Here is a 14,055-nt window from a genome sequence, read left to right on the forward strand (position 1 = left end):
GGGTCCGGGACCGGTCGGTCCCGGACCCTCCGTCGCCGTCGCGCTCAGGCGAGGCTCGCGACTCCCGGCTCGTGCAGGCGGCGGCCGATGACCCGCTCGGCGTGACCGCTGCGGTCCAGGTGCGGCGTGATCCCGCCGAGGTGCAGCGGCCAGCCCGCGCCGAGGACCATGCACAGGTCGATCTGCTCCGGCTCGGCCACCACGCGCTCGTCGAGCATGAGCCCGACCTCCTCGGCCAGACCCGCGAGCACCGCGTCGAGCACACCGGCCTCGTCGAGCGCCCCGGGTCCGCCGGGCTCGCCGAACACCTCCTGGATCGCCGGGTCGACGTCCTGCTCGCGTCCGCTCCCGTCGGGCTCCGGGACGACCCGCCGACCCTCGGCCGCGAGGCGCTCGAGACCGGGGGAGAGCGGGTAGCGGTCGCCGAGGTCCTCGTGCAGCGAGCGCAGCACGTGCAGCGCGACCGGCAGACCGACGAGCTGGATCAGCGCGAACGGTCCCATCGGGAGCCCGAGCGGTCGTAGCGCGCGGTCCGCGACCTCGACGGGGGTGCCCGCCTCCACGGCCGCGGCGACCTCGGCGAGCATCCGCAGCAGCAGGCGGTTGACGACGAACCCGGGCCGGTCGGCCACCCCGACGGCGGTCTTCCGGAGCTGCTCGGCGACGGCGAACGCGGTCGCGACTGCGGCGTCCGACGACCGCTCGGCACGGACGACCTCGACCAGCGGCATCTGCGCGACGGGGTTGAAGAAGTGCAGGCCGACCACCCGCTCGGGGTGGTCGAGGTGGGCCGACATCTCGGCGACCGAGAGCGCCGAGGTGTTGGTCGCGAGGACGGCCTCGGGGTCGAGGACCTTCTCGAGCGCCGAGAACACCTGCTGCTTGACGCCCATGACCTCGGTCACGGCCTCGATCGCGAGGTCGACGCCCGCGAGCGTCCCGATGTCGGTGCTCACCGTGATGGAGCCGACGACGCGGTTGGCCTCGGCCTCGCTCATGCGCCCCTTGGCCGCCATCTGCGCGACCATCGACCGGATGCCCTCCAGGCCGGCTGCGACCCGCTCGTCGTCGACCTCGGTCATGAGGACCGGCACGCGCAGACGTCGTGCGACGAGCACCGCGAGCTGCCGGGCCATGAGCCCCGCACCGACGATGCCGACGCTGCGGACCGGGCGCGCGAGCGACCGGTCGGGTGCACCGGTGGGCTTGCGCGACCGACGCGTGACCAGGTCGAACGCGTACAGGCCCGCGCGGAGCTCGTCGGTCATGAGCAGGTCGGTCAGCGCCTCGTCCTCGGCCGCGAACGCCGTGTCGACGTCGCTCTCCCGCGCCGCGGCGACGAGCTCGAGCGCCGCGTACGGGGCCCGGCGCGACCCGTGCAGGCGGCGGTCGAGCTGCGCCCGGGCCGCGCCGACGACGGCGTCCCAGGTCGCAGCGTCGTCGAGCGGACGACGCGCGACCTCGACCTCGCCCGTGAGCACGCGCGACGCCCAGGCGAGCGACTGCTCGAGGAAGTCCGCCGGGTGGAGCGCGACGTCCACGAGCCCGATCCGTGCCGCGGTCGCGGCGTCCGTCCGGCGGTTGTTCGCGAGCGGACGCGTGAGGATCAGGTCGACCGCCGCCTCGACCCCGACGAGGCGCGGCAGGTGGTAGCAGCCGCCCCAGCCGGGGACGAGGCCGAGGTAGGTCTCGGGCAGCGCGAGCGCGGACACGTCGGCCGAGACGGTGCGGTACGAGCACGCGAGGGCGATCTCCAGGCCGCCGCCGAGGGCCGCACCGTTGACGAACGCGAACGTCGGCACGCCCATGTCGCGCAGGAGCCGGTACGTGTCGTGGCCCATGCGCGCGATGGTCCGCGCGTCGTCCACCGAGGTGAGTCGACCCATGATCCTCAGGTCGGCCCCGGCCGCGAGGTAGTACGGCTTGCCGGTCACGGCGACGGCGACGATCTCCCCGGCTGCGGCACGTGCCTGCTGGGCACGGAGCGTTGCCGCGATCTCCGCGAGCCCGTTGGGCCCGAGCGTCGTCGGCTTGGTGTGGTCCAGACCGTTGTCGAGGGTCACGAGGGCGAGCGTCCCGGCGCCCCCCGGCAGCACGACGTCGCGCACGGGTGCGTGCGTGACGCGCTCGACGTCGGCCGTCGCGGCGGTGAGCCGCCCGACGTCCTCGGCTGCGGCCGTCCCGGACCAGGTGGTCGTCGTCGCGGTCATCGCTGCGCCTCCGTCGTCGTCGAGCCGGTGAAGCCGTCGTAGTCGGCGTGGTGGGGGTTCTCCCAGATCACGGTGCCGCCCTGCCCGAGCCCGACGCACATCGTCGTCAGCCCGTACCGGACCTCGGGGTGCTCCTCGAACTGGCGGGCGAGCTGCGTCATGAGGCGCACGCCCGAGCTCGCGAGCGGGTGGCCGACGGCGATCGCACCGCCGTACGGGTTGACGCGCGGGTCGTCGTCGGCGAGGCCGAACGCGTCGCAGAAGGCGAGCACCTGGACGGCGAAGGCCTCGTTGATCTCGAACAGCCCGATGTCCTCGATCCCGAGCCCGGCGCGGCGCAGCGCCTTCTCGGTCGCGGGAACGGGTCCGAGACCCATGACCGCGGGGTCGACGCCCGCGTACGCGAACGAGACCATGCGCAGCCTCGGCGCGAGGCCGAGCTCCTCGGCCGTGTCCTGCCCCGCGAGCAGGCACATCGCGGCACCGTCCGTGAGGGGCGCCGCGGTCCCGGCGGTCACGCGTCCGCCGGCACGGAAGGGCGTGGGGAGCGCGCGGATCTGCTCGACGGTCGTCCCCGGGCGGGGCGGCTCGTCAGCCGTGGCCAGACCCCAGCCGCGCTCGGGGTCGCGCGTCGCGACCGGGACGAGGTCCGGGGTGATGCGGCCCGCGGCGAGCGCCTCGGCGTACCGTCGCTGGCTGCGGACCCCGTACTCGTCGGCGCGCTCACGGGTCAGGCGGGGGTCGCGGTCGTGCAGGTTCTCCGCCGTGCACCCCATGTTGAGCGCCTGCGCGTCGACGAGCCGCTCCGCGACGAAGCGCGGGTTGGGGTCGGCGTCGAAGCCCATCGGGTGCCGACCCATGTGCTCGACCCCACCGGCGAGGACGACGTCCTGAGCGCCGAAGCCGATCGCCGCGGCGGTCGCGGTCACGGCGGTCATCGCGCCGGCGCACATCCTGTCGACCGCGAACCCGGGCACGGTCGGCGGGAGGCCCGCGAGCACGCCGACGGTCCGGCCGAGCGTCAGGCCCTGGTCACCGCGCTGCGTGGTCGCGGCGATCGCGACGTCGTCGATGCGCTCGGGCGGCAGGCCGGGGTGCCGGCGGAGGAGCTCGCGCACCGTCCGGACGGCGAGGTCGTCGGCGCGCGTGTGCGCGTAGATCCCGTCCGGGCGGGCACGGCCGAACGGTGTGCGCACGCCGTCGACGAAGACGACGGGGCGCGCGTGGGGCGTGGCGGCGGCGGTGGGCATCGAGCCTCCAGGTGGGACGACGGTGTCCGGGTGCCGCTGAGGTTACTCGAGAGTAACTAGTGCTCCAACCAGTGGTCCGGTGACCAGGCCGACCTGCCACGGTCGCGCGCCGCCGTCGCTCAGGAACGCCGCGACGGAGTCCTCGGTGAGCGGCGACGGCGGAGTCCAGCAGAGGCGGCGGAGGAGGTCCGGCTGGAGCAGGTTCTCGACCGGGAGCGTGTGCGACGACGCGAGCTCCTGGACGACGGCACGTGCGGCGGTGAGCCGCGCGGCCGCGGCCGGGTCGCGATCGGCCCAGGCGCGCGGCGGCGGCGGGCCGTCCGAGCGCGGACCACGGACGGAGGGCAACGACCGGTCGGGCGCCGCCAGGGCGCGCTCGACCGCGGCGAACCACTGGTCGACCTTGCGGCGCGTCGACTTCCCTGAGAACGCCCTCAGCGCGGCGAGCTCGCCGACGCTGCGCGGGAGGGCCGTCGCCGCGGCCACGATCGCGCTGTCCGGGAGCACACGTCCGGGGGACAGGTCGCGCCGACGCGCCTCGGCGTCGCGCGCGAGCCACAGCTCGCGCGCGACGGCGACGCGGCGCGCGTCCCGCAGCGTGTGCAGGCCCGACGTCCGACGCCACGGGTCGATGCGTGGCGCCGGGGGCGGTGCGAGGCGGACGGCCTCGAACTCCTGCCGCGCCCACTCGGACTTGCCGGCGGCCTCGAGACGTTCGCCCAGCGCGGCGCGCAGCTCGACGAGCACCTCGACGTCGAGCGCCGCGTACCGCAACCACTCGGCGGGCAGGGGCCGCGTCGACCAGTCGACCGCCGAGTGCTCCTTGGCGAGCCCGAGTCCCAGCACCTCGGCGACCACGGCAGCCAGACCGACGCGCTCCATGCCGAGCAGCCGCGCGGCGAGCTCGGTGTCGAACACCGCGTCGGGGCGCATCCGCTGCTCGACGAGCCCGGGCAGGTCCTGCGACGCGGCGTGGAGCACCCACTCGACGCCGGCGAGGGCGTCCGAGAGCGACGACAGGTCGGGCAGCGCCACCGGGTCGACGAGCGCGGTGCCCGCCCCGGCACGACGCAGCTGGACGAGGTAGGTGCGCTGCCCGTAGCGGTACCCGGACGCGCGCTCGGCGTCCACGGCGACCGGCCCGGTCCCGGCGGCGAAGCGCGCGACCACCCGCGCGAGCTCCTCGGGGGTCGCGACCACCTCCGGGACGCCGTCCGCGGGCTCGGTCAGCGGTGTCACGGCGGGCGGCTCGGGGAGCTCCACCTCGGTCGACGCGTCGGTCGCGGGGGCGTCCTCAGCCGCCGTCGCCTCGACGGCCGCCGTCGGGGGGACCGGACGGGATCGGGGCATGGGCTCCACGCTAGAGGGTCACCCGTGCCGATCCGGCCGCGACAGGCCGGGCACGTACCGGTGGGTCAGGTCAGGAGCTCGTTGCGGATCGCGAAGGCGACCATCTCGGCGCGGTCCCCGGTGCCGACCTTGCGCGAGATGCGCGCGAGGTGGCTCTTCACGGTCAGCGCGGACAGCTGGAGGTCCTCGCCGATCTCGCGGTTGCTCTTGCCGTCGGCGACCAGCCGGAGGACGCCGAGCTCGCGTGCCGTGAGCTCGGGCCCGCGGCGCACGGGCGGCGCCGGGCGACCCACGATCCGGACGGCCCCGGGGGTCTCGGCGGTCACGGCGCCACGGACGCCGCCGCCGAGCAGGACGACGAGCTCGCGACGGCCGGCCTTGCGCGTGAGGAGGACGGCCCGGGTCGACTCGCGGCGGCGCAGCGTGCGCAGCAGGGCGGTGCCGTCACCCTCGTTGAGCTCGGGGACGACCAGGCACAGCGGACCGCTGCCCGAGGCCGGTCGCGGCGAGGGGGGCGCGGTGGGGGCCGGCGCCCGCCCGGGGGCGACCGGACGCACGAGGGCCCGGGGCGCGGTGGTGGCGCGCGGGGCGGTGCGGACGTGCTCGACGGTCACGGGAACTCCCGGTGCGGCTGTGCGGTTTCGATGTCGTGACCGTCACATCGGCATGACACGGCGCCGGCTTGAGCGCGAATCGGGACATCGTTCCCAGGCTTCACCCGCGGTCCTCACCGCGAGAGGTCGGACGAGGGGTCAGATCCGGCGTCCCAGCGCGGCGACGCCGTCCGGCAGCGGGGGCAGTCCCGCCGCGGTGCACAGCACGGTCGCCCACGCCGCGAGGTGCGCACCGGCGTCCGACGGGTCGGGGGACCACGACGCACGGATCTCGACCTCGACCTCGTCGGGACGCTCCGCGATCGCGCCGAACGACTGCGACTGGACCTGGGTCACCGTCCCGCCGAGCGCGTGCCGCTGCGCACCGGTCGTGTCCAGCGCCTCCTCGACCCAGCTCCAGGCGGCGGCGCACAGCAGCGGGTCCTGGGCGGCCTCGGGGTCCAGCGTCGCGCGCACGAGCGTGACGACGCGGAAGGTGCCCTGCCACGCCTCCTGCCCGGCCGGGTCGTGGAGCAGCACGAAACGACCCGAGGCCGGCTCGTCCTCGAGGTCGTCGGACACCGCGGCCGTCACCTCACCGGTCAGCGCGACGGCGTACGGGGCGATGCGCGCGGGTGCGGGGATCTCCTGCAGCCGCACCTCGGGACGCAGGCGGCGGTCCCTGAGCGAGTGCAGCGCGCGCACGAACTCCGCCGGGACATCCGCATCCGCTGTGATCACAGTCGCAGGGTAGGGTCCGCGACCCGCCCGCCGTGGTAGCGGCGCGCGGGAGCCGTCCGTCGTGCGGCGGTGACGCCCGGCGCCCGGGGAGCCCGCCGGCGACGCCCGACGTCCGGACGCGCCGGACGTGCCGGGGACGTCGACAACTAGGCTGCGGTGAACCTGATTCCGGCCGACGGGAGTACTCGAGCATGTCCGCACGCGCGCAGATCGGTGTCACTGGCCTTGCTGTGATGGGTCGGAACCTGGCGAGGAACTTCGCCCGGAACGGGTTCGTGGTGGCGGTGCACAACCGGTCGGTGGGGCGGATGCGCAGCCTGGTGGCTGAGCACGGTGGTGAGGGTGAGTTCGTGGGTGCGGAGTCGATGGCGGACTTCGTGGCGGCGTTGGAGCGGCCGCGCAAGGTCGTGGTGATGGTCAAGGCGGGTGCGGCGACCGACGCGGTGATCGACGAGCTGGTCCCGTTGCTGGAGCCGGGGGACATCGTGATCGACGCGGGGAACGCGCACTTCCCGGACACGGTGCGTCGGGAGGCGGCGCTGGCCGGGCGTGGGCTGCACTTCGTGGGGTGCGGGGTCTCCGGCGGTGAGGAGGGGGCGCTGCTGGGTCCGTCGATCATGCCGGGCGGGTCGCGGGAGTCCTACGAGGTGCTGGGGCCGATCCTGGAGAAGGTCGCGGCGACGGTGGACGGGGTCCCGTGCTGCACGTACGTCGGGCCGCAGGGTGCCGGGCACTTCGTGAAGATGGTCCACAACGGCATCGAGTACGCGGACATGCAGCTGATCGCGGAGGCGTACGACCTGCTGCGCCAGGGCCTGGGGATGAGCGCCGCGGAGATCGGTGAGGTGTTCGCGCAGTGGAACACCGGGGACCTGGAGTCGTTCCTGATCGAGATCACCGCGGACGTGCTGGCGCACACGGACCCGCTGACCGGTGGCGCGTTCGTGGACGTGGTGGCGGACCGGGCCGAGCAGAAGGGCACCGGGCGGTGGACGGTGCAGAACGCGCTGGACCTGGGGGTCCCGATCACCGGGATCGCTGAGGCGACGTTCGCGCGCGCCCTGTCGGGGTCGGTGCCGCAGCGGGCAGCGGCGGTCGGGGTGCTGGCCGCGGACACCGTCGCGCTGCAGGTGGACGACCGGGACGCGTTCGTGGAGGACGTGCGTCGGGCGCTGTACGCGTCGAAGGTGGTGGCGTACTCGCAGGGCTTCGACCAGATCGCGGCCGCGTCGGCGCAGTACGGGTGGGGCATCGACCGGGGTGCGATGGCGCGGATCTGGCGGGGTGGGTGCATCATCCGGGCCCGGTTCCTGGACCGGATCACGCAGGCGTACGAGCGCGAGGCGGACCTGCCGCTGCTGCTGGCCGACCCGTACTTCGCCGACGCGGTCGCCCAGGGCGTGGGTGCGTGGCGGCGGGTCGTGTCCGCCGCCACGCTCGCCGGGATCCCGACCCCGGCGTTCTCCTCGTCCCTGGCGTACTACGACGGCGTGCGCGCCGAGCGGCTGCCGGCGAACCTGATCCAGGCCCAGCGGGACTTCTTCGGCGCCCACACCTACGCCCGCACCGACCGCCCCGGCACCTTCCACACCGACTGGTCCGGCGACCGCACCGAGACCGAGGCCTGACATGGCGCGGAGCCTCGGTGCGCAGGTTCCCCTCGCGGACCTGCAGCCGGTCATCCTCGGCGGGGACATCGGCGCGTACAGCCTCGCCCGCACCTTCCACGAGGCGTACGGCGTGCGTTCCGTCGTCGTCCCGTCCGTGTCCACGGGGCTCGTCCGGCACTCACGCATCCTGACGGCCGTCGTGGAGCCGCACATGGACGACGCCGACGCGGTCGTGCGGCGCCTGCGCTCGATCGCCGCCGAGCACAGCGGCAAGCGGCTCGTCCTGCTGGGCAGCGCCGACTGGCTCGTGCGGACCATCATCGAGAACCGGGACGCCCTCGAGGACCTCTACGCCATCCCGTACACGACCCTCGAGAACCTCGACCTCGTCACCGACAAGGAGAGCTTCGGTCGGCTGTGCGTCGAGCTCGGGCTCGCGCACCCGACCACCGTCGTGCACCACGTCGGCTCGGGCGAGCTGCCGGACACGTCGCACCTGCGGTTCCCCGTGATCGCCAAGACGGGCAACACCGCCGCGTACCACCTCGTCGAGTTCCCGGGGAAGAAGAAGGTCTTCACCGTCGACACGCCCGAGGAGCTCGCGGCGCTCATGGCGCGGGTCGAGGCGTCCGGGTACCGCGACTCGTTCATCATCCAGGACCTCATCCCGGGCGACGACTCCGGCATGCGCATCCTCACGTGCTACTGCGACCGCGACGGCGTGATGCGGTTCGCGTCCTTCGGGCACGTGCTCCTGGAGGAGCACACGCCCGGTGCGCTCGGGAACCCCGCGGGGATCATCACGCAGGGCGACGCCCGGATCGTCGAGCAGGCGCGCCGGCTCCTGGAGCACATCGGGTGGACCGGTTACGCGAACTTCGACCTCAAGCACGACCCCCGCGACGGACGCACCGTGTTCTTCGAGCTCAACCCGCGCCTCGGTCGCAGCAACTTCTACATCACTGCCGCGGGTCGCAACACCGCCGAGCTGTACGTGCGCGAGCACCTGCAGGGCCTGGACCCGTTGCCGGACGGTGCCGAGGCCGAGCTCACGACGGAGCACCTCTACACGGTGCTCCCGCGCCCGCTCCTCCTGCGCTACGTGACCGACCCGGCCCTGCGCCGCCGTACGCGGGCGCTCATGCGGGCGCGGCGGACGACGAACCCCCTGTGGTACCGGGCCGAGACGGACCCCCGACGCGTCGCGTACCTCCTGCTCGCGCAGCTCAACCAGTTCCGCAAGTACCGCACGCACTACCCGCTGGGCCGGGCCACCGGGGACGTCCGTGAGCCGGCGGGCGCCGGGAGCGGCTCGTGAAGGGTGACCCGCCCGTCGGCGTCATCGGCGGCGTGGGGCCGCAGGCGACGGCGTACTTCCTCGACATGGTGGTGCGCCTGACCGACGCCGCCCGGGACCAGGACCACCTCGACCTCGTCGTGCTCAACCACGCCACGATCCCGGACCGGACGGCCTTCATCGTCGGCGAGTCGGACGAGGACCCGGGCCCGGTCATGGCCGAGGACGCGCGGCGCCTCGAGCGGTTCGGGGTCCAGTTCCTCGTCCTGCCGTGCAACACGGCGCACCACTTCACCGACGAGGTCGCGGGCGCCGTGACGGTCCCGCTGCTCAACATCGTGGAGGAGACCGTCGCGGAGACGCGCCGCCGCGTCCCCGGGCTGGGCACGGTGGGCCTCCTCGCCACGACGGGTACGGCGCGGGCCGCCGTCTACCAGCGCGAGGCGGAGCGGCACGGCCTCACGTGCCTGCTGCCCGACGACGACGACCAGGCCCGCGTCATGCGGATCATCTACGAGCAGGTCAAGGCCGGGCGGCCGGTCGACGTCGACACCTTCCACGACGTCGTGGAGGGACTGCGCCGGCGAGGGGCCGAGGTCGTCGTGCTCGGCTGCACCGAGCTGTCCGTCGTCGCCGCCGACCACGACCTGCTCGCCGACCGGACGCTCGTCGACTCGCTCGACGTGCTCGCACGCCGCACGATCGAGCGGGCCGGGCACCGGGTCCGCGAGGCCTGACGGGACCCACCTGCGCGGCGCCGCGGCGACGCGTCAGCCGAGCCGGCTCGTCCCGCTGTACAGGTGCAGCACGGGGACCCTGAGCTCCTCGCGTGCCCGCGACGCCCAGTCCGTGTGGAACGTGTCCTCGAGGGCGTGCGGCTGGGTCACGACGACGACCTCGCGCACCGCGAGGCGCCCGACCGCCGAGCGGAGCGCGGGCAGCGGGTCGTCCTCGACGACCGTGCCGTCGACGTCGACCCCGGCGGCGCGGAACGCGGCGAGGCTCTCGGCGAGCTGGTCCGTCGCCGTCCTGCGCGCCTCGTCGGGCTCGGGCTCGCGGCCCAGCACGGCGTCGAGCGCCTCGCGGAGCTCACCCATGCTGAGGTGGTCGACGAGCGAGACGAGCATGTTCTGCTCGGTGTCGGCCGGGACGAGCACGTGGTAGCGGACGTCCGCGTGCAGCGACGTGATGTGCTCGACGTCGGCGCCGGTCAGGGAGTCCTCGGTCAGCACGAGGATGGTCTCGGTCACGCCGACGAGCCTAGCCGCGAGCGAGCACCCACCGCCCCACGAGGAAGCCGTCGGCGTGCAGCAGGTGGGCGGGCGCGGCGTGCGCGAGCCGCGGTGTGCCGCCCGCCGCGACGAGCGGGGGACCGCCACCGGTCACGACCGGGCTCTGCGTCAGGCAGAGCTCGTCGACGAGCCCCTCGGCGAGGAGCGCACCGAGGAGCTGCGGACCACCCTCGGTGAGGACGCGCCGTCGACCGGCGTCCACGAGCGTGCGCACGACGCGTCCGACGTCGAGCGGGCCGTCGGCCACGTGCAGCCGGTCGACGGGCAGGTGGGCGCGCAGGTGCCCGAGGAACGGCGCGTCCGAGGTCGTGAAGACCCACGGGGTCGGCCGGTCGTCCAGCAGCGCTGCGGGCAGGTCACCGCGTCCGGTGACGACCGCGAGCTCGGGGTCCGGTCCCTGCCCCGCCTCGTCCCGCGCGGCGCGCAGCGCGGGCGGTGTCCGCGGCGCGCGGTAGCCCTCCGCGCGGACCGTCCCCGCCCCGACGAGCACGACGTCGCTGAGCGCCCGCAGGACCTGGAACACGCGGTGGTCGGGGGGGCCGTTGATCGACCCGGTGCGCCCGTCGGGGCCGGCTGCTGCACCGTCGAGGGTCGTCACCATGTTCGCGCGGACCCACGGCTCGTCGGGGTACGCGTACAGGGCGCGCAGCGCCGCCTCCGCGTCGTCGGGCTCGATGCGGCCGGCACGGTCCGCGGGGAGCAGCACGTCGAGGGCAGGGGAGGCGTCCACGAGGCCGACGCTAGACCCGGCGCGGGCCGGCGCGCACGACGGCGGACGGCGACCCCACCTAGGCTGGCTCCTCGTGACCGCCGCACGCAGCCTCACCGGACGTCGACCCCAGGTCCCCGCCGAGCGGCTGCTCGCCGGTCTCGTCCCCCCGCGGCAGTTCGACGACGCGTCGTTCGCGTCCTACCGGCCCGACCCGGACCACCCGAGCCAGGCGGCCGCGCTCGACCGCATGACCGAGGTCGCGGCGTCGCTCGCGCGTCCCGCGCGGCGCCCGTGGTGGCGCGGGCGGAGCGCGCGGCAGGACGCGGCCGCGATCTACCTCGACGGCGGGTTCGGCGTGGGCAAGACGCACCTCCTCGCCGCGCTCGCGCACGACGTCGGCGCGGAGCACGCCGCGTACGGCACCTTCGTCGAGTACACGCACCTGGTGGGAGCACTCGGCTTCGCACCGACCGTCCGCGCCCTCGCCCACCGCCGACTCGTGTGCATCGACGAGTTCGAGCTCGACGACCCGGGCGACACCGTGCTGATGTCACGCCTGCTGCGCGAGCTCGGGGACCACGGCGTCGCCCTCGCCGCGACCTCCAACACGCTGCCCGAGCAGCTCGGGGAAGGCCGGTTCGCCGCCGACGACTTCCTCCGCGAGATCCAGGCGCTCGCCGAGCGGTTCGAGGTCCTGCGCATCGACGGGCCCGACTACCGGCACCGGGGCGCGACCACCGCGCACGACGGCGTGCCCGACGACGTGGTCCGCGCCGTCGTCGACGCGACGCCCGACGCGACGTGCGACACCTTCGACGAGCTCGTCGCGCACCTGCGCACGGTGCACCCCAGCCGCTTCGGCGCGCTCCTCGACGGCGTCGCGGCCGTCGGCCTCACGGCGGTCGCGCCCGTCGACGACCAGGCCGACGCGCTGCGTCTCGTCGTCCTCGTCGACCGGCTGTACGACCGCGACCTGCCCGTGCTCCTCGGCGGGTCGGGGACGCAGGGCCTCTTCGGCGACCAGATGCTGCGTGGCGGGTACCGCAAGAAGTACCTCCGCGCCCTCTCCCGGCTCTCGGCGCTCGCCGAGCGCGGCGCGGCCCTCGTCCGCTGACGCCGCGACGGGGCCGCCGCCAGAGCGTGACCGGTCGGCTCGGGCCGGCCCCGCGCGCCGCTCAGCCGACGACGTCGAGGGCGGGCGCGCGCACGACGAGGACCGACCGGCCGGGCACGACGAGCTCGTCGTCGTGCTCCTCGTGGCCGTCCCAGGCGGCGAGCACCTCGTGCGTGCCCCCGGTCGCCCGCACCCGCAGCGGTGACGTGGCGAGCACGACGACCACGTGCACGCCGCCACGGTGCAGCACGAGCCAGGAGCCGTCCTGGCCGCCGTGCTCGACGGACGTCGCGCCGAGGTCGCCCGAGGCGATGTCGGGCTCCGCGTGCCGCAGCGCGACGAGGTCGCGGTACCACCGCAGGAGGCGCGCGTGCCGGGGTGCCTCGGGCTCGGACCAGTCGAGCCGGCTGGCCTCGACGGTCTCGGGGGCCTGAGGGTCGGGGACCTGCACGGGCCCCCCGTAGACGTCGTCCCAGCCGTGCCCGCCGAACTCCTCGGTGCGCCCGCGGCGGATCGCCTCGACGAGCTCGGGCTCGGCGTGGTCGGTGAAGAACTGCCAGGGCGTCCGGGCTCCCCACTCCTCGCCCATGAAGAGCATCGGGGTGAACGGCGCGAGGAGGACGAGGGCGGCCGAGACGGCCAGCCCGCCGTCGTCGAGCCGGGCCGACGGGCGGTCGCCGATCGCCCGGTTGCCCACCTGGTCGTGGTCCTGCGCGAAGACCACGAACCGTCGCCCGTCGGTCCCCTCGGGGACGGGCCGGCCCCAGTCCCGGCCGCGGAACGTCGACCAGCCGCCCTCGTGCACGAAGACGCGCGTGAGGGCGTGCGCGAGCACGTCGAGGGGTCCGAAGTCGACGTAGTAGCCGTGGCGCTCACCCGTCACGGTGGCGTGGACGGCGTGGTGCACGTCGTCGGCCCACTGCGCCGTCATCCCGAGACCGCCCTCGGCGGTGGGGGTGACCATCCGCACGTCGTTCAGGTCGCTCTCGGCGATGAGCGACAGCGGCCTGCCGACCTGCGCGGACAGGTCCGCGACAGCGTCGGCCATCTCGGCGAGCACGTGCCGCGGCGAGTCGTCCACGAGGGCGTGCACCGCGTCGAGGCGCAGCGCGTCGAGGTGGAAGTCGCGCAGCCAGCGGACCGCGTTGTCGACGACGAACGCCCGGACCTCGTGCGAGTCGGGCCCGTCGAGGTCGACGGCCTGCCCCCACGGCGTGTGGTGGCGGTCGGTGAAGTAGGGGCCGAACACGCTCAGGTAGTTGCCCGAGGGGCCCAGGTGGTTGTGCACGACGTCGAGGCACACGGCGAGGCCTCGCGCGTGCGCCGCGTCGACGAAGCGCTGGAGCGCCGCCGGTCCGCCGTACGGCTCGTGGACCGCGTACAGGGCGACGCCGTCGTAGCCCCAGCCGTGCACGCCGGGGAACGCGGCGACGGGCATGAGCTCGACGACGTCGACGCCGAGGTCGACGAGGTGGTCGAGCCGCTCGACGGCCGCGTCGAGCGTCCCGGCCGCGGTGAAGGTCCCGATGTGGAGCTCGTAGACGACGGCACCCCGCACGTCCCGGCCGGCCCACGTGGCGTCCTGCCACTCGTGCGCGCCGACGTCGAACGTACGGCTCGGCCCGTGGACGCCGTGCGGCTGCCAGGGGCTGCGCGGGTCCGGCCGCGGGTCACCGCCGTCGACGGCGAACGCGTAGTCGGTCCCGTGCGGGACGTCGACCGGTGCCTCCCACCAGCCGCCCTCGCGGCGGACCATCGCGTGCACGGCCGTGGTCGAGCCGTCACGGTCGTGCGCCGCGCCGGGCAGGTGGAGGTCGACGCGTCCGGCGGCGGGCGCCCAGACGGTCGGGTGGGTGGTCCAGGTGGTGGGTGCCGTCGTCACGTGC

General features: G+C 74.8%; 12 protein-coding genes. 4 read left to right on the forward strand and 8 right to left on the reverse strand.

All coding sequences use genetic code 11. The annotated features are described in order from the left end of the window. Positions 1–44 precede the first annotated feature (44 nt). The 5 genes from IEV86_RS01330 to IEV86_RS01350 all read right to left on the reverse strand — a co-directional run bounded on the left by IEV86_RS01330 (position 45) and on the right by IEV86_RS01350 (position 6,144). On the reverse strand, positions 45–2,210 hold the full coding sequence (locus IEV86_RS01330; RefSeq protein WP_043602390.1) for a 3-hydroxyacyl-CoA dehydrogenase NAD-binding domain-containing protein: 2,166 nt from the start codon (positions 2,208–2,210) through the stop codon (positions 45–47). Continuing rightward, positions 2,207–3,460: a thiolase family protein gene (locus tag IEV86_RS01335; protein ID WP_043602387.1), complete on the reverse strand. Its 1,254-nt coding sequence runs from the start codon at positions 3,458–3,460 to the stop codon at positions 2,207–2,209. The genes IEV86_RS01330 and IEV86_RS01335 overlap by 4 nt, the downstream gene beginning before the upstream one ends. 42 nt (positions 3,461–3,502) lie before the next feature. Beyond that, positions 3,503–4,810, reverse strand: coding sequence for an HRDC domain-containing protein (locus tag IEV86_RS01340; RefSeq protein ID WP_081978433.1), 1,308 nt, complete (start codon positions 4,808–4,810; stop codon positions 3,503–3,505). Between the two features lie 65 nt (positions 4,811–4,875). Beyond that, positions 4,876–5,424 (reverse strand): helix-turn-helix transcriptional regulator, encoded by a 549-nt coding sequence (locus tag IEV86_RS18150; protein WP_081978432.1) that lies wholly within the window; start codon positions 5,422–5,424, stop codon positions 4,876–4,878. A 138-nt stretch (positions 5,425–5,562) separates the two neighbouring features. Then, positions 5,563–6,144 (reverse strand): DUF3000 domain-containing protein, encoded by a 582-nt coding sequence (locus tag IEV86_RS01350; RefSeq protein WP_438501588.1) that lies wholly within the window; start codon positions 6,142–6,144, stop codon positions 5,563–5,565. A gap of 191 nt (positions 6,145–6,335) precedes the next feature. Between IEV86_RS01350 and gnd the strand changes: the two genes are divergently transcribed. From gnd to cuyB, 3 genes are read left to right on the forward strand one after another with little or no spacing between them, the layout of a single operon-like run. Beyond that, positions 6,336–7,772 carry an NADP-dependent phosphogluconate dehydrogenase gene (gnd, locus tag IEV86_RS01355; protein ID WP_043602385.1) on the forward strand — a complete coding sequence of 479 codons (1,437 nt, stop codon included), beginning with the start codon at positions 6,336–6,338 and terminating at the stop codon, positions 7,770–7,772. A 1-nt stretch (position 7,773) separates the two neighbouring features. Beyond that, positions 7,774–9,072 (forward strand): carboxylate--amine ligase, encoded by a 1,299-nt coding sequence (locus IEV86_RS01360; protein ID WP_052425799.1) that lies wholly within the window; start codon positions 7,774–7,776, stop codon positions 9,070–9,072. Then, entirely contained in the window at positions 9,069–9,788 is a 720-nt protein-coding gene (cuyB, locus tag IEV86_RS01365; protein ID WP_043602383.1) for a cysteate racemase, read from the forward strand. Before IEV86_RS01360 ends, cuyB begins: the two co-directional genes overlap by 4 nt. Before the next feature lie 33 nt (positions 9,789–9,821). Here the strand turns inward: cuyB and IEV86_RS01370 are convergent, their stop codons facing one another. Together IEV86_RS01370 and IEV86_RS01375 are read right to left on the reverse strand one after the other, a co-directional pair. Beyond that, on the reverse strand, positions 9,822–10,301 hold the full coding sequence (locus IEV86_RS01370) for a hypothetical protein (RefSeq protein WP_043602381.1): 480 nt from the start codon (positions 10,299–10,301) through the stop codon (positions 9,822–9,824). A gap of 10 nt (positions 10,302–10,311) precedes the next feature. Next, positions 10,312–11,073, reverse strand: coding sequence for a dihydrofolate reductase family protein (locus tag IEV86_RS01375; RefSeq protein WP_043602380.1), 762 nt, complete (start codon positions 11,071–11,073; stop codon positions 10,312–10,314). Positions 11,074–11,146: 73 nt separating this feature from the next. Here IEV86_RS01375 and zapE point away from each other — a divergent pair, with 73 nt between their 5' ends. Next, the gene (gene zapE / locus IEV86_RS01380; protein ID WP_043602378.1) at positions 11,147–12,169 is read left to right on the forward strand and encodes a cell division protein ZapE; all 1,023 of its coding nucleotides are present in this window, start codon (positions 11,147–11,149) and stop codon (positions 12,167–12,169) included. A 61-nt stretch (positions 12,170–12,230) separates the two neighbouring features. Here zapE and treZ read toward each other — a convergent pair whose 3' ends face one another. Then, entirely contained in the window at positions 12,231–14,051 is a 1,821-nt protein-coding gene (gene treZ / locus IEV86_RS01385) for a malto-oligosyltrehalose trehalohydrolase (RefSeq protein WP_043602479.1), read from the reverse strand. Positions 14,052–14,055: the final 4 nt, after the last annotated feature.

Origin of the sequence: Cellulomonas carbonis (assembly GCF_014636275.1) — a bacterium.
GTDB lineage: Bacteria > Actinomycetota > Actinomycetes > Actinomycetales > Cellulomonadaceae > Actinotalea > Actinotalea carbonis.

What these genes read in the sequence shown, in the direction of transcription:
- IEV86_RS01340 (WP_081978433.1), bottom strand. Translation starts at nt 4,810, where the DNA reads ATGCCCCGATCCCGTCCGGTCCCCCCGACGGCGGCCGTCGAGGCGACG.
- gnd (WP_043602385.1), top strand. Translation starts at nt 6,336, where the DNA reads ATGTCCGCACGCGCGCAGATCGGTGTCACTGGCCTTGCTGTGATGGGT.
- IEV86_RS01360 (WP_052425799.1), top strand. Translation starts at nt 7,774, where the DNA reads ATGGCGCGGAGCCTCGGTGCGCAGGTTCCCCTCGCGGACCTGCAGCCG.
- IEV86_RS01330 (WP_043602390.1), bottom strand. Translation starts at nt 2,210, where the DNA reads ATGACCGCGACGACGACCACCTGGTCCGGGACGGCCGCAGCCGAGGAC.
- IEV86_RS01335 (WP_043602387.1), bottom strand. Translation starts at nt 3,460, where the DNA reads ATGCCCACCGCCGCCGCCACGCCCCACGCGCGCCCCGTCGTCTTCGTC.